The 24,121-nt window shown below is 71.1% G+C and carries 24 protein-coding genes and 1 pseudogene; 16 read left to right on the forward strand and 9 right to left on the reverse strand.

Annotated elements, in window-relative coordinates:
- Together AQJ67_RS37070 and AQJ67_RS48745 are read left to right on the forward strand one after the other, a co-directional pair.
- Positions 1-547, forward strand: a 547-nt coding sequence (locus AQJ67_RS37070; protein ID WP_208615108.1) for a hypothetical protein, incomplete at its 5' end; no start/stop codon positions are given.
- Entirely contained in the window at positions 544-1,059 is a 516-nt protein-coding gene (locus AQJ67_RS48745; protein WP_208615109.1) for a hypothetical protein, read from the forward strand. The genes AQJ67_RS37070 and AQJ67_RS48745, both read left to right, overlap by 4 nt.
- A gap of 86 nt (positions 1,060-1,145) precedes the next feature.
- Here AQJ67_RS48745 and AQJ67_RS37080 read toward each other — a convergent pair whose 3' ends face one another.
- Positions 1,146-2,324: a Cmx/CmrA family chloramphenicol efflux MFS transporter gene (locus tag AQJ67_RS37080; protein WP_062723894.1), complete on the reverse strand. Its 1,179-nt coding sequence runs from the start codon at positions 2,322-2,324 to the stop codon at positions 1,146-1,148.
- Between the two features lie 501 nt (positions 2,325-2,825).
- Positions 2,826-3,179, reverse strand: coding sequence for an ArsR/SmtB family transcription factor (locus AQJ67_RS37085; RefSeq protein ID WP_009342689.1), 354 nt, complete (start codon positions 3,177-3,179; stop codon positions 2,826-2,828).
- A gap of 169 nt (positions 3,180-3,348) precedes the next feature.
- On the opposite strand from AQJ67_RS37085, the gene AQJ67_RS46115 reads away from it, so the two are divergent.
- A complete protein-coding gene (locus tag AQJ67_RS46115) occupies positions 3,349-3,558 on the forward strand; it encodes a hypothetical protein (RefSeq protein ID WP_079056411.1) in 210 nt (69 codons plus the stop codon).
- A 222-nt stretch (positions 3,559-3,780) separates the two neighbouring features.
- Positions 3,781-4,896: an alkene reductase gene (locus tag AQJ67_RS37090; RefSeq protein WP_062723895.1), complete on the forward strand. Its 1,116-nt coding sequence runs from the start codon at positions 3,781-3,783 to the stop codon at positions 4,894-4,896.
- Positions 4,897-4,932: 36 nt separating this feature from the next.
- Here the strand turns inward: AQJ67_RS37090 and AQJ67_RS47975 are convergent, their stop codons facing one another.
- Entirely contained in the window at positions 4,933-5,112 is a 180-nt protein-coding gene (locus AQJ67_RS47975) for a hypothetical protein (RefSeq protein ID WP_133258245.1), read from the reverse strand.
- A gap of 513 nt (positions 5,113-5,625) precedes the next feature.
- Positions 5,626-6,432 (reverse strand): aminoglycoside phosphotransferase, encoded by an 807-nt coding sequence (locus AQJ67_RS37095; protein ID WP_159058907.1) that lies wholly within the window; start codon positions 6,430-6,432, stop codon positions 5,626-5,628.
- Positions 6,433-6,664: 232 nt separating this feature from the next.
- On the opposite strand from AQJ67_RS37095, the gene AQJ67_RS37100 reads away from it, so the two are divergent.
- A complete protein-coding gene (locus AQJ67_RS37100) occupies positions 6,665-6,943 on the forward strand; it encodes a hypothetical protein (protein WP_063807407.1) in 279 nt (92 codons plus the stop codon).
- Positions 6,944-7,596: 653 nt separating this feature from the next.
- Positions 7,597-7,869 carry a hypothetical protein gene (locus tag AQJ67_RS37105; protein WP_062723897.1) on the forward strand — a complete coding sequence of 91 codons (273 nt, stop codon included), beginning with the start codon at positions 7,597-7,599 and terminating at the stop codon, positions 7,867-7,869.
- A 21-nt stretch (positions 7,870-7,890) separates the two neighbouring features.
- Here the strand turns inward: AQJ67_RS37105 and AQJ67_RS37110 are convergent, their stop codons facing one another.
- Positions 7,891-9,102 carry a L,D-transpeptidase gene (locus AQJ67_RS37110; protein ID WP_425264211.1) on the reverse strand — a complete coding sequence of 404 codons (1,212 nt, stop codon included), beginning with the start codon at positions 9,100-9,102 and terminating at the stop codon, positions 7,891-7,893.
- Positions 9,103-9,328: 226 nt separating this feature from the next.
- On the opposite strand from AQJ67_RS37110, the gene AQJ67_RS37115 reads away from it, so the two are divergent.
- The 5 genes from AQJ67_RS37115 (at position 9,329) to AQJ67_RS37135 (ending at position 15,126) form a co-directional block, all read left to right on the forward strand.
- Positions 9,329-10,525: a lipid II:glycine glycyltransferase FemX gene (locus tag AQJ67_RS37115; RefSeq protein ID WP_062723899.1), complete on the forward strand. Its 1,197-nt coding sequence runs from the start codon at positions 9,329-9,331 to the stop codon at positions 10,523-10,525.
- Positions 10,522-12,183: a murein biosynthesis integral membrane protein MurJ gene (gene murJ, locus AQJ67_RS37120; RefSeq protein ID WP_079056412.1), complete on the forward strand. Its 1,662-nt coding sequence runs from the start codon at positions 10,522-10,524 to the stop codon at positions 12,181-12,183. The genes AQJ67_RS37115 and murJ overlap by 4 nt, the downstream gene beginning before the upstream one ends.
- A gap of 23 nt (positions 12,184-12,206) precedes the next feature.
- The gene (locus AQJ67_RS37125; RefSeq protein ID WP_062723900.1) at positions 12,207-12,890 is read left to right on the forward strand and encodes a response regulator transcription factor; all 684 of its coding nucleotides are present in this window, start codon (positions 12,207-12,209) and stop codon (positions 12,888-12,890) included.
- Positions 12,891-13,066: 176 nt separating this feature from the next.
- Positions 13,067-14,524 carry a sensor histidine kinase gene (locus tag AQJ67_RS37130; RefSeq protein WP_062724043.1) on the forward strand — a complete coding sequence of 486 codons (1,458 nt, stop codon included), beginning with the start codon at positions 13,067-13,069 and terminating at the stop codon, positions 14,522-14,524.
- On the forward strand, positions 14,521-15,126 hold the full coding sequence (locus tag AQJ67_RS37135; protein ID WP_062723901.1) for a hypothetical protein: 606 nt from the start codon (positions 14,521-14,523) through the stop codon (positions 15,124-15,126). Before AQJ67_RS37130 ends, AQJ67_RS37135 begins: the two co-directional genes overlap by 4 nt.
- Positions 15,127-15,153: 27 nt before the next feature.
- On the opposite strand, the gene AQJ67_RS49835 is transcribed toward AQJ67_RS37135, so the two are convergent.
- From AQJ67_RS49835 to AQJ67_RS37145, 3 genes and pseudogenes are all read right to left on the reverse strand, one after another.
- A complete protein-coding gene (locus tag AQJ67_RS49835) occupies positions 15,154-15,717 on the reverse strand; it encodes an outer membrane protein assembly factor BamB family protein (RefSeq protein WP_425264212.1) in 564 nt (187 codons plus the stop codon).
- Between the two features lie 280 nt (positions 15,718-15,997).
- Positions 15,998-17,389: pseudogene (locus tag AQJ67_RS37140) on the reverse strand (serine/threonine-protein kinase); the annotation flags it as partial.
- 114 nt (positions 17,390-17,503) lie between these two features.
- Positions 17,504-18,010 carry a hypothetical protein gene (locus AQJ67_RS37145; RefSeq protein ID WP_159058908.1) on the reverse strand — a complete coding sequence of 169 codons (507 nt, stop codon included), beginning with the start codon at positions 18,008-18,010 and terminating at the stop codon, positions 17,504-17,506.
- A 382-nt stretch (positions 18,011-18,392) separates the two neighbouring features.
- On the opposite strand from AQJ67_RS37145, the gene AQJ67_RS37150 reads away from it, so the two are divergent.
- Together AQJ67_RS37150 and AQJ67_RS37155 are read left to right on the forward strand one after the other, a co-directional pair.
- Positions 18,393-19,745, forward strand: coding sequence for a hypothetical protein (locus tag AQJ67_RS37150; protein WP_244190723.1), 1,353 nt, complete (start codon positions 18,393-18,395; stop codon positions 19,743-19,745).
- 9 nt (positions 19,746-19,754) lie between these two features.
- Positions 19,755-20,309: a GNAT family N-acetyltransferase gene (locus AQJ67_RS37155; protein ID WP_062723903.1), complete on the forward strand. Its 555-nt coding sequence runs from the start codon at positions 19,755-19,757 to the stop codon at positions 20,307-20,309.
- A gap of 49 nt (positions 20,310-20,358) precedes the next feature.
- Here the strand turns inward: AQJ67_RS37155 and AQJ67_RS37160 are convergent, their stop codons facing one another.
- Entirely contained in the window at positions 20,359-21,783 is a 1,425-nt protein-coding gene (locus tag AQJ67_RS37160; protein ID WP_062723904.1) for a helix-turn-helix domain-containing protein, read from the reverse strand.
- 187 nt (positions 21,784-21,970) lie between these two features.
- On the opposite strand from AQJ67_RS37160, the gene AQJ67_RS37165 reads away from it, so the two are divergent.
- The 3 genes from AQJ67_RS37165 (at position 21,971) to AQJ67_RS37175 (ending at position 23,810) form a co-directional block, all read left to right on the forward strand.
- Complete coding sequence (locus AQJ67_RS37165) at positions 21,971-22,777, forward strand: DUF4232 domain-containing protein (protein ID WP_062723905.1); 807 nt, start codon at positions 21,971-21,973, stop codon at positions 22,775-22,777.
- A 34-nt stretch (positions 22,778-22,811) separates the two neighbouring features.
- Positions 22,812-23,360 carry a GNAT family N-acetyltransferase gene (locus tag AQJ67_RS37170; protein ID WP_079056415.1) on the forward strand — a complete coding sequence of 183 codons (549 nt, stop codon included), beginning with the start codon at positions 22,812-22,814 and terminating at the stop codon, positions 23,358-23,360.
- Between the two features lie 117 nt (positions 23,361-23,477).
- Positions 23,478-23,810 carry a hypothetical protein gene (locus tag AQJ67_RS37175; RefSeq protein WP_062723907.1) on the forward strand — a complete coding sequence of 111 codons (333 nt, stop codon included), beginning with the start codon at positions 23,478-23,480 and terminating at the stop codon, positions 23,808-23,810.
- Positions 23,811-24,121 lie beyond the last annotated feature (311 nt).

A 24,121-nucleotide genomic window follows, 5' to 3' on the forward strand; every position in this document is an offset into this window, starting at 1 on the left:
AGGCCGATCCACCTCCGACATGCTCGACATCCTCGACCTGGAGCGGGCCCACGCAATAGCCGACACCCTCCAAGAGGCCGCAGAGCGGATCCGCGAGGGCGAAGGCGTCAGCGGCCCGGCCGCCTCCCGGTTCATCGACGCCGTCCGCGAGTTCGAGCGGACCTATCCCGGCGGATTCCTCAGCGAACGGCAGGCGAAGTCCCTGCTGAACAACCCCCGACTGCAGGTCTTCGCCGACACCCAGGCCATGCTGATCTGCAACAAGGACCCGCTCAAGGCCCTCTGCGACCCGCACCGGGGCCGTCCCGGCCACCGGCCGCCGCCCGCCCCCAGCCATGACCGATGCCAGCGAGCCTGCGCGAACATCGCCCGCTCCGACAGCCAGATCGAACAACTGAAGGACGAAGTGTCCGAACTGAACGACGAGATCAACGACGGGCTCAACCCCCGTCCCATCGAACTGCGGCTGCGGCAGCGCAGGGACGCACAGCAGTCCGTGATCGACAAGCACGAAGCCACCCGGATCGTCGTGAGGGCCGGAGCATGACCGTTGACCAGAACCCCGATCCGCAGGGCCCGGCCTGGATCGCGGCCATGATCGGCACGACCATGGAGCAGATCGCTGCGGCCGGTGAAGGGAAGGCGTCCGACGCTCAAGAGGTCAAGGCCATCACCGAGGCCATGGTCCGCTTGCTCGCCGGAACTCCTCTCCGGTCCGACGGCCAGCTCACGATCAAGTCCCTCGCCGAGGAAGCCGGTCTCAAGCGCAACAAGCTGACGCACAAGCACACCGGGATGAAGGACCTCTTCTATGCGCTGGTGAAGGCGCAGGGCTCCCGGCCCGTGGTCGCGGAGAAACTGCAGCAGGAGAACGACGAACTCAGGGAAAAAGTCCGCGAGTTGCAGGAAGAACGACGCAAGCTGCGAGGGGCAATGAAGCAGTTCGCCCGCGTCGTCCACGTCCTGGAGGTCGAGAACCAGCAGCTTCGCGAGCACAACCAGCCCGGGGACACCGTCCGGCCACTACCCCGCCGGCGCCGTCCGCAGCCTGTCCGTTAGTTGTTGCTGGCCATGACGATGGTGACGCTCGTGCGCAGGCAGGAGCCTTCGGCGTCCCTCGATGTTCGAGGGAGCGTTCGCACGCGTCATTGGAGCACCTCGGCACCGCGGTCGGCTGCGACCACAGCACGGAGCGGGAACGCGATGATCAGTGTGACCGCGACGAGCAGGCCGCTCGCCCACAGCGGCCCGAGGTTCCCGACTCCGGTGTTGAGGGTGGTCGCGGCGATGAGGGGGCCGACGGTGGCACCGACGTTGAGTGCCGCGGTCGCATACGAGCCTGCCATGACGGGAGCTCCTGCGGCCTCATAGAGGACCCGTGTGATCAGCGTGCTGCCCAGCGCGAACGACAGCGCGCCCTGCATGAACGCGAGGGTGAACAGGGCGCCCGGCTCGTCGGCCAGCACAGCCAGGGCCAGCCAGCCGATGAGCAGCAGTGGACCACCGACTGCGATGACCAGACCGGGACGTTGGTCGGACATCCGGCCGGCGACGGTGACGCCAACGAAGGAACCGGCACCGAAGAGCACCAGAACGACAGAGATCCACAACTCGCCCAGCCCGGCGGTGTCGGTCACAACGGGGGCGAGGAAGGTGAAGCTACCGAACGTTGCTGCGTTCACCAGCGCGCCGAGCAGCATCACCAGGATCAGCCGCGGCTTGGTGAGCTGGGCGAGTTCGGCTCGCAAGACTGTCCTGCCCGTCGCTTCCTCTTGCACCCGTTCCGCTGGGATCCCCTTCAGGATGCCGAGAGCTGCAGGCAGGCAGAGAGCGGCGACAGCCCAGAATGTGGCCCGCCAGCCGAGCAGCGTGCCGAGTACCGATCCGCCCGGGACACCGGCGATCGTGGCCACCGTCGTGCCTGACAGCAGTACGGCCAGCGCACGTCCCTTCTTGTCGGGCGGGACCAGCATGGCGGCGGCCGTCAGGGCGACGGCAAGGAACCCCGCGTTCGCGAGCGCGGCGACGACTCGAGTGGCGAACAGGACCGGGAAGCTCGTGGTGATGGCACCCACGGCGTGAGCTGCCGCGAAAGCGAAGATGAACCCGAGAAGGCTGGAGCGCCTGGGCCAGTTGCGGGCCAGCGCAGCCACAAGGGGGGCGCCGACGATCATGCCGATCGCAAAGGCTGACGTGAGCACGCCTACTGTCCCGACTGTGACGTCGAAATCTGAAGCGATGTCCGGCAACAGGCCCGCGAGCATGAACTCCGAGGTGCCCATGGCGAAGACCGCCATGGCAAGCAGGTACAGGGGGAAAGGCATCGAGTGGCTCCGAGGTGAGGAGAGGCACGAGAAAGTCATCTCGTCACCGCGGCCAGCCCCAAGGACGAACGCACTCGTCCCGCCACAGAATGCGGCGCGACGACAAGGGCTACGAACTCAGAGTGCCGGATGTGAGCTGATGTCCGTTTCGGGGTTGGGCCTGGGTTAGGAGCCCTGGTCGGCGGGGCGAGTGGACGGTCAGGGGCAGGGCTGAGCGAACAGGCCGGGCTCGGGTTCGGTGAGGATGCCCCGTGTGACCAGGCGTGTGTCGCTGAACACTCCGAGGAGCGTGCCGGCGTGGCGCAGGTCGGCGCTCACCGCTCGGAAGCCGCCTCCGTGTAAGCGGGTACGTCGGGGCCGGTGGCGTATCGCCTTGCTGGGGCACCGGTTACTGCCGCTCGGCGCATGAGGTGTTGTTCGACGTGATCGAAGTCGGCCGCAAGCTGGACGCCTGGCTGCGGTGGGTCCGGTTCGTCGCGGCCGCGGAGCGATGCCGGAGCGTCAGGCGCTCTCGGCGTTCACGTAGGGCTCCACGCGGCCGACGCTCTCCTTGAGGACGAGGTCGAGCAGTCCGGGGAACCGCTGGTCCAGATCTTCCTTGCGCAGCGTGTTGAAGCGGCGGGTGCCGACGTCGTGCTGCCGGATGAGGCCGGCCTCGCGCAGGACGCGGAAGTGGCGGGTGAGTACGGACGCGGTGACGTCCTGGGTGAAGCCGCTGCAGGCCAGGCCAGGGGAGACGGAGAGGGTGACGACGATGGTGAGCCGGGTCTCGTCGGTCAGCGCGCTCATGATCTTGAAGAGGTCGAGGTCGTCCGTGTCGGGGTGAACGAGGGGGGACGAGGTGCGACTGGCCATGGGGAAAGAATAACCCCTGCCCTATGTTCGCACCAACGCGTACATGGGTTACAGTGAAGGCACGGATTGACCCTTCATCCGTCATCCACCGGGTTGCCCATCACCGGTACCACGGCATGCCCCCAACGCCTTTGACGGCGCGGCGTGCATCAAGAACGGAGCACACCCCATGACCACAACACAGGCGACCGAGCCGAGGACGTACCGGAGCGAAACGGCCGCGGAGGTGGTCGGCCGCCTTCGTGCGACCTTCAACACCGGCGTCACCCGCCCACTGGACTGGCCGGCGGGCGGCGGCACCCCTGACTTCGTCGCCTGGCTGGCTGCTGATCGTGCGCAAGGAGCGAACGCCCGTACTCCGGCGGGCAGTTGCGCTTGAACCGGCGTCAACACCGACACCGACACCGACGCTGACGGCATGCGGCTCTCACCGCGTTCGTCGCCCACACCACCCACACCCCGATCGCGGTCCTGGAACCGCGTCACCGTCAGCGGGCCCGCGCCTGCCCGAGGACCGCATTCGCGCCTTTGCCGGGACGGCGCAGACCCCCTGCGTCGCAGACCTTCATCCCGTTTCCCTCCCTATTGCAGAAAGAAACCCATGACTGTCAACGCTTCAGAAGTTTCATCCGTTCCGTCACTTTTCTCCCCCGTCTCTCTCGGGAAGATCGAGCTCGCCAACCGCATCGTCATGGCACCGCTGACCCGGGTCCGGGCCGGTTCCTCCGGCATCCCCGGGGATCTGATGGTCGAGTACTACCGGCAGCGGGCGAGCGTCGGAATGATCACCGCCGAGGGCACCTACCCCGACCACGCGTCGCAGGGGTTTGTCGGTGAGCCGGGCATCGCCACCGACGAGCAGGCGGCCGGCTGGCAGCGGGTGTTCGAGGCGGTGCACGCCGAGGGCGGCCGCATCGTCCTGCAGATCATGCACGCCGGCCGCCAAACCCACCCCGACATCAACGGCGGCCGCCGCATCCTCGCCCCCAGCGCGATCGCCAGGACCGGCGAGACGTTCACCGAGAAGGGCGAGCAGCCCTACCCCGTACCGGAAGCGATGACCACCGCAGAGATCCGTGCAGCCCTGGAGGACTTCGTCACCGCGGCCCGCCGGGCCATCGAGGCGGGAGCGGACGGCGTGGAAATCCACGGCGCCAACGGCTACCTGCTCCACCAGTTCCTCTCCCCGGCGGCCAACCAGCGCACCGATGAATACGGCGGCTCGCCGCACAACCGCGCCCGCTTCGTCGTCGAGGTCGCAACGGCCATCGCCCAGGCCGTCGGTGCCGAGCGGGTCGGGCTGCGGATCTCGCCGGAGATCGACTTCGGGGACGTCTTCGAGACCGACCGGGACGACGTCCTGGCCACCTACGGCACCCTGCTCGACCAACTGCGCCCGCTGGGCCTGGCCTACCTCTCCGTACTGCACACCGAGCCGGGCGGCGACCTGGTACAGGAGCTGCGGCGGCGCTTCGACGGCAAGCTGATCGTCAACAACGGCCCCCTCGGCGGGGGGCAGACCACCCGCGAGCGGGCGCTCCAGCAGATCGAGGCCGGCCACGCCGACGCCGTGGTCGTGGGCCGGGCCCTCATCGCCAACCCCGACCTGGTCGAGCGCTGGCAGGGTGGCCACCCGGAGAACGAGCCGCGGCCGGAACTGTTCTACGGGCCGGGCGCCGAGGGCTACACCGACTACCCCTTCCTCGAAGCGGCTTGAGGCCCACGGTCACGCCTGTCCATGCGGCAGCCCCACTCACCCATGGACAGGCGCCGACCGGCGACACTGCGCCCGCCCCCTTGAGCCCGTGGTCACACCGGCGATCACCGGCTCGAGGACCGTCGGGTCCGTCGGGGCGTTGACGGTCCGCAGGTTCCTGGTCAGCAGCCTGCGTTCGGTGACCTCGGCGAGCACATCGCTCTCGTGCGTGGCCACCGCGGCGGCCTTCGGCCACAGCTGACGCCTGTGACGGTTTTCCGGCGGCGGCCCATCCACCAGGTCCGCCTTCCGTAAGGGAGTCCTTCGCCGATATCCGTCAGTTCGCCGCGGCCGACACCCCGCTGCGGGCACGGCAAATCTGCGAGGCGATGGGCATGGAGATCGCGCCCAACAACATCAACAACACCCGCCTGAAACTCAAGCGGCTGACCGAGCGCGGCATCCTGGTCGAGACCGAGCAGGGATTGTTCGCCCAGCCGCGGCCATAGCCGCCCGGCGGCCCCCCGAGCAGCCTGCCTACCCCAACCGACAGGGCAATACAGACATCAAGTCACGTACCGCCCTCTCAGTGGTTCAGGGGGCTGACGGCGTGACCGAAAGCCCCCACGTCGTCTGACTCAGGACTCGACATGGCTCGCACGCTACCGGACCGATACCCGTCAAGGCACCTCGGTTTCACCGGCATTGGCCTGTGCCACCGACGTCATGTCCCGCAACAGCAGTTAGCGGTCAGCCGATGCCGCCTGCCGCGAGCAGGCCGCTGACCTGCCGCCGCAGCGGACCCTCAAGTTCGGGATGATCACCCCGTCCGACCATCACCAGCAGTTCCGCCGCCGCGAACAACTGGGTCTGGCGGCCGGAGGGGGTGTCGAGCACGTCCGCGAACGTCTCGAAGACACGAGCGGCGACCTCGGGCACCAACAGCGAGTACGCATGCAGCATCGCCGCATCGAACCCCGCCGGACCCAGGCCCCAGCCTTCCCAGTCCAGCAACACGCAGGTCCCGGATGTCACGTTTGCCCAGTGCATGTCGCCATGACTCGCGGTGAAGACCTTGACCTCGGTCGGCACGGTTCCGTCGCTGACCCAAGTCAGACGACGGGTCACCAGATCCTGCCGGACCGAGACACGGTCCGTTGCGGTCACAGCGACCGCATCGAGTGACGAGCGGAACTGGCGCCACCACTGATCCGGAAGACTGATCGGTTCCCGCAGCTCAGGAGTGGCCGAGCACACCGACTCCGGGACGAACGTCGACAGTTCCGCGCGAAACCGCAGGCCGTCCTCGGCGGTCTCCCAGACGTCCATGAGTTCCGGCTTGCGGACTCCGGTCACTGCCTGAGCCGTCGCCATTCCGGACCACAACTTCTCCGGCACCTTCTCCGCAGGCGCGGCAACCACCCGCAGCCATGCCTTCCCGCCCGGACGCTCCACCAGCCGACCGAACGTCCGCCCCCGCCAGCCCAAGCGCGGCTCACCGACCGGACGAGCACTGAACCGGGCCGCCGCTTCCTCGAAGACCTTCGCGATCAGCACCTGATCGGGCCCCTCTGGGGTCCACTGCATCAGCTCTCTCCTACGGCATCCGGTCCATGAGAACCTCCTCAATATGGCAGGCCTGTCGTCGACTCCGGACAGTCGTCAACCAAGCACCCGAGGCCCATCCCGGAAGACAAGAAGCAACACGCCTGGACTTGCCACGGAACTGCACTGGGGCAACCTCACCGGGCACCCCCTCACCATTCTCGATTGGGAAGGATGGGGGCGCATGCCGGTTGGGTTCGATGTCGGCATGATGCACGCCTACACCCTGCGCGCGCCTGAGACCGCGGCTCGCCTCCGTGCCGAGTTCGCCCACATCCTCGACACCGAACCGGGCCGGACCGGCGAACTCGTCGCCGTCGCCCAGCTCCTCCAAGTGGCCTCGCGCGGAGGACATCCCGAACTCGCCCCGCTCCTGGCCGAACACGCCCACAAGCTCACGGGCGTACAACCGCCGAACACCGGCCGGCAGCTGCCGCTCGGGCCGGTCCAAACCTCTACGTGAGGGCCCCGCAGCGAGATCGTCGGGGACGGAGCGATCACCCACGATGTCCCTTGCCCGGTTCCTGAGGAGTCGGGCACGCCTTGTACCTGGGAAGCTCGCTGCGCTCTGTCGTAGCCGTGCGCGAGGATCAAGCCGCACCCCTCACTGGGTGTGGGGACGGAAAGGGGCCTCCATGCCTGTCGTCAAGTGAGGCGTGTGGTTCGGGGTTCGTAGAAGGTGCCGTCGCTGAGCATGGCGCGTCGCGGGTGTCGGTCTTTCCTTCGCCCGGGTAGAAGGTCAGCGGTCCGCCGCATGGACAGGCCCGGCAGATGGGCGACCTGGCAGCCCCTGTCGCGGCCACATCGCGGTCCAAGTGCTCGCGCTGCCCATCGTGGTGACGGCGGTGGCGTCGGAGGCTAAGAAGGGCGGATGCGTTCGCTTCTCGGCGAGCGTCGAGTACGTCGAGGACCACCCCTGGCCTGACTGTCCGTCCCCAGCATCCAGCGGAACATGCAGCCGCTCGGCGTGCGGATCCCACTGCGGCCCGTCACGACGAACCAGTGGTACGCCACGTTCTTCCAGCACGAAGTGACCGGTGTCACGTGCCGTTCCGGCTTCGGCGCGAGTTACCCCGGCCCCGGCCTCCCTGCTCGGCAAGCTCGTCGGCCGGACCCATGTCCGCCCTCAGAAGATCAACATCGCCAACTGGACGACCCTCGACGCACGGCCCAGAGGGTCATCTGCCACCACGGGCTCCGACGCCCCCCCGCTGGGCCGCCGCCCGGACGATCCTCACGCACGTCACCGACCAGGTCCCCCGCGTCTGGCTCTTCGCCGAGGACGAGGTCTACGCCGTCGGCGAGGGCCTGGCCTTCGAAGGGCTCGGCATCACGTCCTCCGACCTGTCCAACGGCAGCTGGATCTACGCGCCGAAGTCGACGGCCTGATCCTGGGGCCCGCTCCCGCCCTCAACGCAGCGCGCTCTTCTCCCCCCACTCGCTCCAGGACAGGTTCCACGCGCCGAAGCCGTTGCCGGGGTCGACGACGCCCTTGGTGTCCTCGCCGGTGATCTCGAACGGGTCGCCCGGCCGCACCTGCCCGTAGAACCAGGCGGCGTTCGCGTCGCTCATCCCTATGCAGCCGGAGCTGCGGTTGGCGTTGCCGAACCAGCGGGCGTTCCACGGGGCGGCGTGGGCGTACATGCCCGACCAGGTCAGCCGCATCGAGTAGTCGACCATCTTGTCGTAGGCGTCGCCCAGGCCCACCGTCTCGGAGTTCATGTTGATCGTGCCCTCCTTGGCCATGAGCACGGCGGTCCCGCGCCAGGAGCGCTTGTCACCGCCCGGCGTGCCACCCGAGACGGGTATGCGCCGGACGGTCTCGCCGTCGCGTTCGAGGGTGAGTCGGTGGCGGTCGAGGTCGACCTTGACGATCTGCCGGGCGCCGACGGTGAAGGTGGTCGCGTAGTCGCGTACGAACCAGCCGCCGGCCGGGCCCGAGTCGGTGCCGTTCAGGGTGGCGTTCAGCGTGACCTCGGTGCCGGGCTTCCAGTACTCCCTGGGCCGCCAGTCCACCCGGTCGCGGCCCGACCAGTCGCGGATCCAGCCCCAGGAGCCCTCGGTGTCGTCCGAGGTGCTGATCCGCAGCTGCTTCTCGACCTCGGCGCGGTTCCGGACCGGGTTGTCGAAGACCAGGGAGATCGGCTGGGCGACGCCGACGGTGGAGCCGGTGCCGGGCCGCCAGTCCACCTTGTTGACCTTGGCGGCCGGGGCCGTGGTGAAGGAGGCCCTGGTGCTCTTGGCGGTGCCGCCCTCGCTCCGGGTCGCCGCCGTCACCGCGTAGGCCGCGCCGGGGACGGCCTTGCGGTCGGAGACCCAGGAGCGGCCGTCGGCGGCGACCTTGCCGGCGAGCCGGTGGCCCTCGCCGTCGGTGACGGTCACCGAGGTGAGTCGGCCGCCCGAGGCGGTGACCTTGACGGGCTTTCCGGCCGGGACGCGTTCTCCGGCGGGCGTGACGGTGACCGTGACAGGACGGTCGTCGGCCTTCGGCTTCCCCTCGGCGTCCGGGGTGCCGGGCGAGCCGCTCGACGAGCAGGCGGCGAGGGGCAGCAGCAGGGCGGCCACGACGGCGGCCCGGACGCGGGCAGGGGCGGGCACACGGCTGCGCGGCAGGACACGGATGCGCGACAACGGGACCTCCGGGAGGACGCGAGAAGGGTGGGTGATGCGGCGATGTCGTGACTGTAGAGCCGTAAAAGCCGAGGTCAGCCGCCTTGCGGCGATGTGACGGCGACTGGTGAGGAACGGTCATGGTCCGGTCACATTCGCCGGACGGAGCGGTCATGGACCGCTGTGAGCCTCCTGTGTGTCCCCGCGACCGAGCCGGGGAGAAGGAGAGGATCGGACTGTGTCAGCGCTGCTCGTGCCGCCCAGCCGTGTGTGCCCAGCACGGAACCGGGGCTTCGCCCTGCGCCCCGTCACCGCGGAGACCTACCGCGCCTTCCTCGCGTCCCCCGACGGCGCCGCGCTCGGCGCCGGATTCCTGCAGTGCCCGTCCTGGGCCCACGTCAAGGAGGGCTGGCGCGCCCAACTCCTCGGCTGGGGCCCGGATCCGGAGGCCGGCGCGCTGACGGGCGTGGCCCTGGTGCTGCTACGGCAGTTCCCCGGCACCCGCAAGTACTTCGCCTACCTCCCCGAAGGGCCCGTCGCCGACTGGACCGACCCCGACGTCGACGGCTGGCTCGACCCGCTGCTGGACCACCTGCGCCGGGCCGGCGCCTTCGCCGTACGCATCGGCCCGTCGCCCGCCTACCGGCGCTGGGACGCCGCCCTGCTCAAGCCGCTCACCGGACCGGGCCGACGCCTCGGCGACGTCCTCGCCAGCGAGGTCGACCCGCTCGGCACCGCCGTCGCCGAACGGCTGCGGGCCCGCGGCTGGCGGCGCCGCGGCGACGACGGCACCGGAGGGGACGGGGACGCCCAGCCCCGGCACGTCTTCCACGTACCGCTCGCCGGACGCACCCCCGAGGACCTGTGGACCGGGCTCAACCAGGAGTGGCGCCGCAACGTCCGGCGCGCCCAGAAGGAGGGCGTGCAGGTCGTGGTCGGCAGCGCGGCCGAACTCCCCGAGTTCTACTGGCTGTTGGGCGTCACCGAGCGCCGCGACGACTTCCGGCTCGGCCGCTCCCTCGCCTACTACGAGCGCCAGTACGCCGCCCTCAACGCCGAGGAACCCGGCCGGATGAAGCTCTACCTCGCCCGGCACCGAGGGGAGGTCCTCGCCGCCCACACGATGATCACGGTGGGCCGCCGTGCCTGGTACCAGACCGGCGCCTCGGCCGACCACCGCCGCGAGGTCCGCCCCTCCAACGCCCTGCAGTGGCGGATGCTCCAGGACGCCCACGCCCTCGGCGCCGACGTCTACGACATGCGCGGGGTACCCTCCACACTCGATCCGGACGAACGTGCGTACGGACTGCTGCGGTGGAAGCTCGGCACCGGGGGACACGTCGTCGAGACGTTGGGGGAATGGGAGAGACCTTTGGCCGGCAGCGCCAACCACACGCTTTACCGTGCCTTCCAGGCGTACCTGAACCGCCGATGACGCCGACCGGAACAGAGGCGAAGGGGACGACGGAGACGAAAGGGGCGACGGAGGGGGCGGCGACGAAGAGCGTCTCCGCGGCGCGCGGCAGCGCCGTCATGGCCGTCGGGTCCATCGCGGGGAGGGCCACCGGTTTCGCCCGGTCCGCCGTCGTCGCGGCGGCGATCGGCACCATCGGACCGGTCCCCGACGGCTACGCGGTCGGCAACGCCCTGCCCACCATCGTCTACATGCTGCTCCTGGGCGGCGCGCTCAACGCCGTCTTCGTGCCCGAACTGGTCAAGGCCGCCAAGGAACACGACGACGGCGGCGCCGCGTACACCGACCGGCTCGTCACCGTCTGCGTCGCCGCCCTGCTCGCGATCACCGCGACCGCGGTCTGGGCGGCCCCCGCGATCATCGACGTGTACACCGACTACACCGGCGAACAGGCGGCCATGACCACCGCGTTCGCCCGCTACTGCCTGCCGCAGATCTTCTTCCTCGGGCTGTTCACCCTGCTCGGGCAGGTGCTCAACGCGCGCGGCCGGTTCGGCGCGATGATGTGGGCGCCGGTCCTCAACAACCTCGTCGTCATGGCCGTGTTCGGGCTGTACCTGGCGCTGTCCCTGGGCGGCGGCGACACCCTCACCCCGACCGAGACCGCCGTCCTCGGCTGGGGCACGACCGCCGGAATCGCCGCCCAGGCCCTCGCCCTCGTCCCCGCCCTGCGCGCGGCCCGCTTCCGCTGGCGGCCCCGCTTCGACTGGCGCGGCAGCGGACTGACCCGCCCGCTGCGCGCGGCCGGCTGGCTGGTGCTGCTGGTCCTGGCCAACCAGGCCGCCTACTGGGTCACCACCCGCCTCGCCACCACCGCGGGCCTGGACGGCGGCCCGGGCTACAGCGCCTACAACAACGCCTATGTGCTGTGGGTCGTACCGCACGGCATCATCACCGTCTCCGTGGTGACCGCGCTGATGCCCCGGATGAGCGCGGCCGCCGCCGACGGGGACACCGACGCCGTACGCCGCGACGTCTCCCACGCACTGCGCGTGTGCGCCTCGGCCGTCGTCCCCGCCGCCTGCGCGATGTTCGCCCTCGCCCAGCCGGTGATGGCCCTCGTCTTCGGCCACGGCAGGACCAGCGCCGCCGACACGGCCGCCATGGCCGGGATCCTGACGGCCTTCGCGCCGGGACTGATCGCCCTGTCCGGCCAGTACGTCCTGTCCCGCGCCTTCTACGCGCTCTCCGACACCCGTACGCCGTTCCTGCTCAACCTGGTCATCGTCACCCTCAACGCGGGACTGTCCGTGGCCGCCGCGCACCTGCTGCCGGCCCGCTGGGCCGTGACCGGCATGGCGGCGGCGTACTCACTGGCGCTGTGCGCGGGCTGGGCGCTGACCGGCCGCGTGCTGGCCCGCCGCCTCGGCGTCGCCCGTCCCCTGCGCTCGGCCGCCGCCGGCGCGCACGTACGGCTGCTGCTCGCCGCCGTTCCCGCCACCGCGCTGGGCCACCTCGCGGTGCGGGGAACCGCGGCGGCGGGTGCGGTGGTCTCCACGGTTGCCGGCACGACCGCCGTCATCCTCACCTTCGCCCTGCTCGCCCGTCCGCTGCGCCTGGCCGAACTGCTCGCGCTGCTCGGCGGCGTGCGCCGCAGGGTGACCCGTACCCGCGTCTGACCACCACCGAGGGAGAACCGCCGATGTCCCGCGTGCTCCTCATCGAGGACGACCCTTCCGTACGCGAAGGGGTCGAACTCGGTCTGCGCCGCCGCGGCCACGAGGTACGGGCGGCCGCGACCGGCGAGGCCGGCCTGGCCGCGATGGCCGAGTTCCGCCCCGACCTGCTCCTGCTGGACCTGATGCTGCCCGGGATGAACGGCGTCCAGGTCTGCCGGCGGGTCCGTGAGCGCAGCCAGCTGCCGATCATCATGCTCACCGCGCGCGGCGACGACTTCGACGTGGTCATCGGCCTGGAGGCCGGCGCCGACGACTACATCGTCAAGCCCGCCCGCACCGAGGTGATCGAGGCCCGCATCCGTGCCGTACTGCGCCGCCTGGACGACGGCGGCCAGGGCCGGCCGGACATCGAGGTGCACGGCGAACTCACCGTCGACCGCGTCGGACTGACCGTCGCCAAGGCCGGCCGCCCCCTCGCGCTCGCGCCCTCGGAACTCAAGCTCCTGCTGCACCTGTCCGCCGCCCCCGAGCAGGTGTTCAGCAGGCAGCAGCTGCTGGAGCACGTCTGGGACCACAGCTACCACGCCGACGCCCGGCTGGTGGACGCCTGCGTCGCCCGGCTGCGCGGCAAGATCGAGGACCAGGTCGGCAGCCCGCGCTACGTCCAGACACTGCGGGGCTTCGGCTACCGCTTCGGTCCGCTGTGAGCACAGGCACAGGCACAGGCACAGGCACCGGCACCGGCACCGGCACCGGCACCGGCACCGGCACAGGCACAGGCACCGGCACCGGCACCGGCACCGGCACCGGCACCGGCACCGGCACCGGCACCGGCACCGGCAGCACCGGCCCTCGGCGGTCGCGCCGGGCCAGGGCGTTCGGGCTGCGCACCCGGCTGCTGCTCGCCTTCCTGCTGGTCGCCGCCGTCAGCGCCGGCACGACGGCCGCGCTGACCTACCGCGAGGCCCGCAACGCGGTGCTCCAGACCGCGCAGGACACGGCGGTCACGTCGTTCCGCGACCAGGTCCAGCAGACGGGCTTCGCACTGCCCGTGCGGGGCGGGGACGACCTGGAGTCACTCCTGCGGGACATCGCCCGAAGGGGCAAGCCGCACCCCTGGGTGGTGTTCGCCGAGTACGGTTCGGTCCGCGCCTCCTCGGGCGAGAACCCCGTCTCCACCGTCATCACCCCCGAACTGCGCCGCGCCGCACGGGCCGACCCGCACGGCAGCTTCGAGCGGGTCGTCAAGGACGGCGTCCCCTATCTGACCATCGCCATGCCCATGGTTTTCAAGACCGGCCCGTACAGCCTGCTGTCCAGCGGACTCGTCCTCTACGCCGTCATGCCGATGACCGACGAACAGGTCAACGTCGACGCCCTCCTGACGGCCGCCCGCGACGGCGCCCTGCCCGGCCTCGCCGTCGCGCTGATCCCCGGCCTGATCGCCGCGCGCAGCGTGCTGCGCCCGGTGCGGGAACTGCGCCAGGCCGCCCAGAGCATGGGCAGCGGCCGGCTCGACACCCGGATCCCGGTCCGCGGCAGCGACGAACTGGCGGACCTGGCCCACACCTTCAACGAGTCCGCCGCCCAACTCGAACACTCCGTACGGGAACTGCGCGACGCCGAGGCCCGCGCCCGCCGCTTCGCCTCCGACGTCTCCCACGAACTGCGCACCCCGCTCGCCGGCATGCTCGCCGTCACCGAGGTCCTCGACGAGGACGCCGACCACCTGGACGCCGACACCGCCCGGGCGGTCCGGCTGGTCAGCGCGGAGACCGGGAAGCTCGCCGTGCTCGTCGAGGACCTGATGGAGATCTCCCGCTTCGACGCCCGCGCCGCCGAACTGAACGCCGACGAGGTCGACGTCGCCGAGGCCATCCGCAAGACCCTGGCGAACCGGCACTGGACCGACACCGACCGGGTCCGCACCGACCTCCCCGACGGCATCCGCGCCCGCCTCGACCCGCGCCGCTTCGACCTCGTGCTCGCCAACCTCGTGGGCAACGCCCTGCGCCACGGCAGCGCGCCCGTGACGGTGAGCCTGCGCACCGAGACACGCTCCCCGTCCGCGCCCGTCCTGATCACCGAGGTCAAGGACAGCGGCCCCGGCATCCGCCCCGCAGCCCTCCCGCACATCTTCGACCGCTTCTACAAGGCCGACGCGGCCCGCACCCGCTCGGCCGGCAGCGGCCTGGGCCTGGCGATCACCCTGGAGAACGTGAAACTGCACGACGGAACGATCCGGGCGGGGAACCTGCCGGGGGCCGGCGCCGTCTTCACCGTCGAAATCCCGCTCCACACGGAGGAGTCCGGGGGGCGAGGCGGGGAGGCCGGCCGGTGAGACGTGGGGGCACGCGCGGACGTGCGGTGGCCGCCGTCGCCCTGGCCGTCGCGGCGACCGTGCCGCTGCTCGGCGGCTGCGGCATCCAGGAGACCGACGTCATCGAGGCGGGCGGCCCCGCCAGCTTCCAGGCCTTCCTCGACCGCGACCACGACATGCTGCTCTTCTTCCGGTCCCCCGACGGAGGACTGAGCACCGTGATCCGGTCGACGCGGCCCTCGGGGGCCGAGTTCGGCTCCGGAGAGCAGAACCCCGACGACCCGGCGGGACCGGTGCCGACGGAGAAGGTCGTTTCGGCGTTGCTCGCCGGCCCGCAGGAGGACGACCGGGCCGCCGGCCTGACCACGGCCCTCCCCACCCTTGGCCGTGGCGCAACCGTCAAGGTCGAAGCCTCCTCGGACGGCCGGGTCACGACCCACCTGCCCCTGGCCCTCAAGCCCCTGGACAACACCGCTCTACGCCAGCTGACCTGCACGATCGCCTACAGCCGGGACGTCGACGGCCAGGTCGTCGTGGAACTGAGGGGACAGGACGGCACAGCGAGATCCGGCACCTGCGAACTCGCCCCCGACAGCACCTCGTTGCCCGAGGCGGACGGCTGACAACGGCGTCCCGCGCCTGCCGGCCCGTCAGTTGGGCCCGTCCGGACTCCGCGAGAAGGCCGTGTCACCGGCCGTCGCCACGATCGCGTCCTTGACGAGCAGTACGCCCGGCGGCGTCTCCTGCGCCTTGTCCCCGGCGTCGTCCAGCGCGGAGGTGCGCCAGACCTCGATTCCGGTACGGCTGTCCAGCGCCAGCAGACGGCCGAAGCGGTTGGCGAAGTAGACCCGTTTGTACGACGCCGACACCGCGGGCGCGGACAGGCTCTCCATGTCCGTCGCCTTCTGCCAGAGCTGCTTGCCGCTGTCCGCCGACACAGCGGTGACCGAACCGTTGGTCCGGACGAAGTAGACGACACCGTCCACCAGGGTGGCCGTACCGGTCAGCGGACTGGCCAGCGGTATCCGCCTGACCTTCCCGGTGTCCGGGTCCACGAGCAGGAAGGCGTTGTAGGGCCGCTCGTACCCGGCGTCGTAGACGTCCTTCGCGGTCTGCGGGGCGAGGAACAGCGGACGCCCGCCGACAGCGCCGAGTGCCAGCGCCTTGCGGGGCAGCGTGGCCGTTTCGGTCAGGCTGCCGGGGCCGATCCTCATCAGGTCGACCGGGGCCTGGCCGGGCTCGGTGCCGGTCGAGCACAGGGCGTAGGGGGCGCCGCCCAGCACCGACGGAGAGCAGTACGCGTCGAGCGAGGGCGCCCGCCACAGCTCCTTGCCGGAAGGCCCGTAGGCGACGAACGAGGACGGGGTCGAGGCCGGGTAGGGGGGGATCGGGAGACATGGTCAGCAGTCCGCCGTCGTACAGGATGGCGTCCTCGGACTTGCTGATGTCGCGCTGCCACCGCCGCTCGCCGGTCTCGGCGTCGAGGGCCACCACGCGTCTGACCGAGTCGTCCGGATCCTCGTACACGTAGACCAGCCCGTCGCGGACGCCGATCGGCTTGACCCCCTGCGGGCGGGTGCCGAAGCGCCACTGGACGCGGCCGGAGGCCGAGTCGACCCTGGCGGCCGTGAAGCCGGTACCGCCGCAGAACAGGGCGTTTTTGCCCGCCAGGCAGCCGGGGTCCTGGTAGTCGAGGGGGACGCCCTTGACGTCGGACCGCAGGGCCGTGCTCCACGGCTGCCAGCCGGCGGGCAGGGAGGCGGCACGGGTGGTGGCGTCGGAGGCGGTGGGCCGGGCGGCGGTGGTCGTGTCCTGACCGGCCACGAAGAGACCCACCCCCACACTCACCACGACGGCCAGTGCGGCACCGAGCCCGGTGAGCGGTATCCGGCCGCGCAGGCCCTTGCGGGAGCGGGGGCCGGGGTGGGCGGGGGTGGTGGCCGTGCTTCGGGGATGGGGCCGGGGCCGGGGAGGCCGGGACGGCCGGGGCTGCCGGGGTCTCGCGGCCTCCAGGGCCTCCGCGTTCTCCGTGGACCCCTCCGCCTCCGTGGCCGTCGGGGCCGGGGCGGCGGCGTCGGAATCCGACAGCGCCTGGAACATACGGCGCAGCTCAGCCGGTTCCGGCCGGGCGGCCGGGTCCTTGTCGAGGCAGCGCTCGACGATACGCAGGAGCGCCTCGGGAACCCCGGCGAGGTCCGGGGACTCGTACATCACCTGATAGCCGGTCAGGTAGGGGCTGTCGGCGTCGAACGGCCCGGCGCCCACGGCCGCGAACACCATCAGCGACCCCAGCGAGAACACGTCCGAGGCCGGGGTGACGTCCCGGGGCGAGGCGAGCTGTTCCGGCGACATGAACGGCGGAGTGCCGATCACCCGCCCGGTCATGGTGAGGCTCTGGTTGTCGGCGGCGCGCGAGATGCCGAAGTCGATGACGCGCGGCCCGTCCTCGGTCATCAGGACGTTGGCCGGCTTGAGGTCCCGGTGCACCAGGCCCACGCGGTGGATGTCACGCAGCGCCTCCGCGAGCCCCAGCCCCAGCGCGCGCAACTCCCGCCCGTCCAGCGGACCGTCCTTCTTCACGACCTCGGCGAGGCTGCGCCCCGGCACGTAGAGCGTCGCCATCCACGGCCGCTCGGCGTCCGGGTCGGCGTCCACGACCGGCGCGGTGAAGGCACCGCTCACTCTGCGCGCCGCCGCGATCTCCTGCCGGAAGCGCGTACGGAACTCCTCCTCCTGCGCGTACGACCCGTGCACGACCTTGACCGCGACCTGCCGTCCCGAGGCGGAGACGCCCAGGTGGACGACCCCCATACCGCCCGCCCCGAGCCGACCGAGAAGGGTGTACTCACCTATGGACTCCGGGTCCCCGATGCTCAGGGACGTCATCGCCGATCACCCTTCCCCACGCCTGCCTGTCTCACGGAGATCAGCGTAGGGCCTGCATCTTCGGCAGCGGGGGCGCGCCTGTGAGGGATCGGTGCTTCCTGCCGGCGGCCGTCCTCAGCGGAAGGCGTCCCGCCCCTCGCCCGGCACGCGGTCGAGGCTGAAGAGGTCGTACAGCGAAGCCGGTGACACCAGCCGGTCGCCGTGCAGGCGCCGACGCCAGAAGACGCCGGGCGGCCGGGTGCGGGTCAGCGGTGGCAGGAAGAGAACGTGCGGCCGGCCCAGACAGGCCACCTCCCCGTGCGGCCGCCACCGCTCGCTGGTGCCGGGAGGCACGAGCCAGATCAGCCAGCCCCGGTCGGGGTCCTCGACGACCGGTCCGCAGGCGGGGCCCTGGGCGCCGAGGCCGGCGCGCTCGATCTCGTCCATCCGCGCGATCACCCGGCGGCCCGTCTCGCCGCCCGCCGTGATCACCGCGTCGAACAGCGGGCCGCCGAGCGGTACGAGGGCCCAGCCGCCGCTGCGGGGACCCTGCAGGTCGCGCACACGATCCACGAGGGTGCGCGGGGCCGGGCTCGGGGTCGGAGCGAAGGTGTGGCGCCGTGGTTCCGTCGTCGTCGGCATCGTCATGTCGGTACTTCCCCCGTCGGCTGGAAGGTGGTGTGGAAGGTCCGGCGGCAGGTGGCGCGATCGGTCGCCGGACCGGCGGGCCGGTAGGCGGGCCGCCTGCTGCGAGCGTGACAAGCCCGGCCGGACGGCTCTACCCCCGGAGCGCCCCCGGACCACCCCCGGACCACCCCCACTCTCCGCCTCACCCGCCGTACGGCCCCCCGACGACCTCGACCCGACCTCTGACCCACCTCGGACCGACCTCGGAATTACTAATCAGGGCCCGTACGGGGCAAGTTGAGAGACAGAACGCTCTAATCTCGGGACGGCGGAGACACGGGCGACGCGGTCGGCCGTCCGGCCGACGCGTCCGGTGGACGGTTCGTGGGGAGGCACCGTGCTGTTCTTCCGGCTGGAGCTCCAGAGGCGGGGAATCCGAAGCGCCGAAGAATTCCTCCCGCACTACAGGAGGGCGGCGGAGCGGCTCGGTCTGCGGCACGTGGACCCGGCTCCGAAGACCTTCGAGGGATGGTTCTACGACGGGCGCAGGCCGCAGCGGGTCTTCCGTCCCGTCATCGTCGAGATGCTCGGCCACACCATCGACGCCCTGTGGACCGACGTGCCGGCGACCGGCGTCTTACCCCAGGCCCCTGCCCCCGTCCCCGTGGCCGGCCCCTCGCCGCCGGCCGCCTCGCCCGCCCGACCCGGCATGGATATGAGCGAGATGAGAAGGAGCGGTGCCATGGCCGTCCGACGTGCGCGCAAGTACGTACTCCAGACGGACCGCGAGAGGGTCGGTGACAGCACGCTCCCGGTGCTCCACGACCACGTGGCCCGGCTGATCACCGACTATCCGCGTGTCCCGCTCTCGACGATCTGGGACGACCTGCTGGACGCCCAGGACCAGGTGATCTTCAACCTGGAGACCGGCAGGCACCGGCCCTCGCAGCTCGGCGACCTCAACTTCCTCGCCGGGATCCTGGCGTTCCTCGTGGCCAAGGGCTTCAACGACATGGAGGACCGGGAGCAGGCCAGGACCATGAGCCTGCTCGCCACCTCCTTCGCCAGGGACGCCGAGCACCCGGGGCTGCTGGCGCTGGTGCACGGCCTGCAGTCCCTGATCGAGTACTGGGCGGACCGCCCCGGGGACGCCCTGTTCTACGCCGAGAAGGGCGCGGCGCTCTCCGCGGACCTGCGCGGCACGGTCGGGCTGTGGCTGCTCGGTCTCCAGGCACGGGCCGCCGCGATCCTGGGCGACGAGGAGACCGTACGCATCGCCAACCGGACGGCGTTCGAACGGCGCGAGAGCTCCGTCCCGGACGACCTGGACGAACTGGGCGGCCTGCTCACCTACTCGCTGGAGAAGCAGGTGTACTACGCCGTGGAGTCCGAGGCCCACCTCGGCCACGGCGACGCCGTCCTGCTCGGCGAGGCGGAGGAGGCCGTACGGGGGTTCAGCGACCCGGACAACCCGAACTGGGCCTTCGGCGACCTGGCCGGCGCCCAGTGCAACCAGGCCCTCGTCCTGCTCCACGGCGGGGACGTGGACGGTGCCGCACAGGTCATCCGCCCGGTGCTGGACCTGGAGCCGGTGTACCGCAACAACGGCATCATCGTGTCCGCGCAACGGGTCCGGCAGGCGCTGGCGGCCTCCCGTGCGCGTACCGCGGTCGTGGCCCGCGACCTGGGGGAGGAGATCGCGGTGTTCCCGCCCCGGCGCTCGTCGTTCCCCTCTCCGCCGCGTCGATAGGGTTTCCGTATGTACCCGGTCCAGCGTTCCGGCCCGCGTCTCGGCCTCCGCGAACTCACCGTCGACGACGTCGACGCGGTGCTCGCCGTCTATGGTGACCCCAAGGCGACGGAACACCTGTCGTTCGAACCCCGCACCCGGGAACAGACCGGCCATATCGTCGCTCGTTCCGTCGCGGCGGCGACGGCGCAGCCCCGCACCGAGTACGCGCTGGCCGTGATCGCCCCGCCCTCCGGCGACCTGATCGGCTTCGCCCGGCTGGCGATGGACCCCCACCAGCAGCGCGCGGCCACCATGGGCTTCGCCCTGCGCCCGGACACCTGGGGCACCGGCCACGGCACCGAGACCGTACGCCTCCTGCTGGCCCTGGCCTTCGAGGATCTGGCCCTCCACCGCGTCTGGGGCGCCCGTTCCCCCCTCAATACCGCCTCGGCCCGCACGATGACCGCGGCCGGCATGACGGAGGAGGGCACGATCCGCGGCCACATCCAGAAGGCGGGCCGGTGGCGGGACTCGGTCGTGCACGCGATCCTGGCGGAGGAATGGAAGCCCTGGCCGGCCTGACGGCTCCGGGCGGCGGCGGCGGACCCGGGACCGAACACCTCACCGTTCGCTACTGGTTCGGCGTCGCCTCGATCCACTCGCTGCCGCCCAGCGGATAGTCGTAGGCCTTGCCGCCGGCCTTGGCACTGGTGTGGAACGGGGTGCCGTCGTTGTCGATGTGGACGGTGCCGCTGCGGCTGCCGCTGGACCAGTCCAGAGTGAGGTCCCAGCGGACGTCGTACGCCGTGGTGTGGACGGTGACGTAGTAGACCTCGGGGTCCGATTCGCTGACCTTGTACGGGAAGTCGCGCTGGCCGTTGGCGACGGTGAGTGTGGGGCTGCCCTTGTCCAGGTCGGCGTCGAACGACCTGGACTGGACGCCACCGCCGCAGCCGTTGCCCATCGCGTACTCGTTCCAGTCGGGCGGCGCGCCCTTCGAGAGCACGCGTAGGTGCAGGGCCTCCAGGACGACGGTCTCCGCGCCGGTGCCCTGGACCGTGAGGGCGACCCGCTGCTCGTTCGAGGAGATCGCCCCGTACGCGTCGGCCCAGCGCTGCGCGTCCTGCTCACCGGCCGGCGGACCGACCTGTCCGGGTTCGCTGTCGACGAGGAAGTGCTGGCTGCACGGGCTGTCGTAGATGTAGGGCCGGACGCCGACCGTCAGCGGGACGGCGCCGTGGTCGCCGTCGGGCTTCGCGGAGGCGGAGTTCTGACCGCGTCCGCGTCCGCGATCGGCCGAGGTGCCGGGCCCGGTGTCCGCGGAACCGGTGGGGGAGGCGGAGGCCGATGCGGACGGCTTCCCCGTCTTCCCGCTCGGGGACGGGGCGACGGAGGCCTTCCCGGTACCGGCCGTGCCGGCCGTCTTCCCCGTCGCGGTGACCCCCCGCCCCGCCGGCCGGTCGTCCCCGCCGTCGCCGAACGGCACTTGCGCGACGAGCACCACGGCTCCCAGCACGGCGGCGGCCGCGACGGAGGCGATCAGCGCGGTACGGCGACGGAGGGAGCGGCGCGCCTGCGTGCCGGCGCTGCCCGGCAACGTGACGACGACGGGATCACCGCGGTCACCCGCGCCATCACCATCACCATCACCATCACCATCTCCACCTCCACCTCCGTCGCCATCGCTCCGTCCGTGAGGTTCGGCCGACGGGGTGGCGGGGGCGGCTGCTTGCGGCCCGTCGGCTGCGGTGTCCGCGCCTTGCACCGAGCCCGCCACCGCCTGATCCGTCCCGCGCCTGCGTGCCGCGTCCGCCAGGATCCAGCGCCGGTGCAGCTCCACCAGCTCCTCCGGCGTCGCCCGGCAGACCCTCGCGAGGCGCTCCACTGGTGCGTACGCGGTCGGTATGGCGGTGCCGTTGCAGTAGCGGTGCAGCGTGGACGTACTCATGTGCAGACGCTTGGCGAGCGCCCCGTAGCTGAGCCCCGAGCGGTCCTTGAGGTCCCGCAACAGCCCCGCGAACGCCTCCGTTTCCCCCGACCTCCTTGCCCCTGACACTCGATTCCCCTTGTCCCCGCGTCCCATGCACGCGTTCCAGAGCCCTGACGTTCCCCCTGGTCAGAGCGCGTTCCGGCGTTCCGTCGTCCCTAACTCCCCGCTGTGAGTGGCAGTTGGGACGGATCACCTCACAAGCTTCGGTCATCCAACCACCACCGCAACCCGAACACCGAAGGGGCGCCGCCACATGTCCGACATCCGTACTCCCCGTACCCCCCGTACCCCCCGCACCCGTGTCCTCGCCGTCGCCGCGACCGTCGCGATGGCCACCCTCTCGCTGACCGCGTGCAACGACGGAACAGGCGTCCGCAGCACGGGCCCGTCCACGAACACGAGCGCCGCCACCGACGCGTCCCCGGGCTCCCCGGGCTCCTCGGGCTCCTCGGGTTCCACCGGCGCCTCGACCGCCTCGACCGCCTCGACCGGCTCGACCGCCTCGACCGCCTCGACCGGCTCGACCGGCTCGACCGGCTCGACCGGTTCGGCCACCTCCGGTGGCGACGCGGCCGCCGACTCGACCTCCGGCGCCAAGCCCCCCGCGACGAAGGCGCCCACCGCATCCCTCAAGGACGTCACGTGCGAGGGCTCGAACACCAAGACGGTCGCCGCCCCGCTGAATCGCCCCGTGAACCACATGCTGCTCACGGTGACCAACACCGGCAGCAAGACATGCTTCCTCTACGGCTACCCCGCCGTCCGCTTCGGTGAGGCCCAGTCCGTGCCCCCGGTCATCGACGAGTCGCAGCCGCAGGCGGTGGTCACCCTCGAACCGGGCGAGTCCGGATACGCCTCCGTCAGCCTGTCCGCCACCGACGGCAGCGCCTCGGGCGGCCGCACCGAGAAGTCCCTGGCCGTCTCCTTCTACGGCCGCTCCCTGAGCGGCAGCGTCGGCACGACAGCCCACCCGTCGCTGCCCGCGAAGGGCGTCTACGTCGACGACTCGCTCAAGGTCACCTACTGGCAGCAGGAGATGGACGACGCCATCGTCTGGTGACAGCGGCGTCAACGAGATCTGGCAAGATCCGCTTGTGAGCCCATCCACGGTGACTTTGCGCGAACTCACGCTCAGCGACTGGCAAGCGGTGCACTCCTGGGCCGGCCTTGAGGAGGCCTGTCGCTACCAGCCCTGGGGACCGAACACCGCGGACCAGACACGGGCGTTCGTGCAAACCGCCGTCGAAGCCTGGTCGCACGCCCCGCAGCAGAGATTCGCCTACATCGCCCGCTTCGAGGACGAACTCGTCGGCATGGGTGAGCTGCACCTTCGCAGCCGTCGCCATCGGCAGGGCGAAATCGCCTACGTCGTGCACCCGAAGGCCTGGGGGCGTGGCGTGGGCACGGCGATCGGGCAAGAGCTTCTGTCGCGCGGCTTCGGGGAACTGGGACTCCACCGGATCTACGCGACCTGCGACCCCCGCAATGTCGCGTCGTCCCGGTTGCTGGGCAAGCTCGGCATGACATACGAGGGGCGGCAGCGGCACACCACGTTGATCCGGGACGGCTGGCGGGACTCCGAGACGTTCAGCATCCTCGAATCGGAATGGCGACCTAACCCCGGTGTCGTGGACGGCAGTTGACGCGTGCGCGGCAGAGCCTGGGCCGGGGGCCCTGACAGATGTCAGGTACCGGGGACCGCTCCCGTGCTCTTCAGTGAGGTGAGCACATGCAAACCGCAACCTCTCGGGGGCACGAAGATGATCCGCAGTAAGAAGATGTTCGCCGCAGGTCTGGCCACCACCGTCTCGGCGGTGGCCCTGTCCGTCGGCGCCCTGGCCGCCCCGGCGTCGGCCGCGGGGGCGGTCGACTGCCGTGGCGCGGTCCACGGTGTCGACACGGACCGTGGCATCGCCAGCTGCACGAACAACAGCGACCGCACCATCCGGTTCCGCGCCGAGGTCGTCTGCGGCCGGGCCCCCGACGTCTCCGGTGACTGGGTGACCCTGAACCCGGGCCAGTACGGTCAGTCCTCCGCCACCTGTGCCTGGTTCAGCACGGGTGTCGGCAGCGTCGGCTGGACCATCGAGTAGTACCCGGCCCGGTCGCACGGGGGAAGGGGCGGTGGCCGGATGCTCTCAGGAGTACGGCCGCCGCTCCACGTGCTTGACGAAGTCCCCGCCGGGAGGGCGGCGGGGCCAGGGCCCCGTCAGTGGGAGCAGGTGCTCGGGTTCAGCTTCGATGTAGTAGCCGGGCGCCCCGCGTCCGCAGCTGAGGCAGTCGCCGGGGCGACGGGGCGCCCCCCCGCCCCCGCACAGGCCGCGTCGACGACCGGACGGAAAATCACCGTTCCGGCGCCCTTCCCGCCTCGGTCGGCTGGCGTGACCACGACCACCGGGGCGCC

This window comes from Streptomyces caeruleatus, assembly GCF_001514235.1.
GTDB lineage: Bacteria > Actinomycetota > Actinomycetes > Streptomycetales > Streptomycetaceae > Streptomyces > Streptomyces caeruleatus.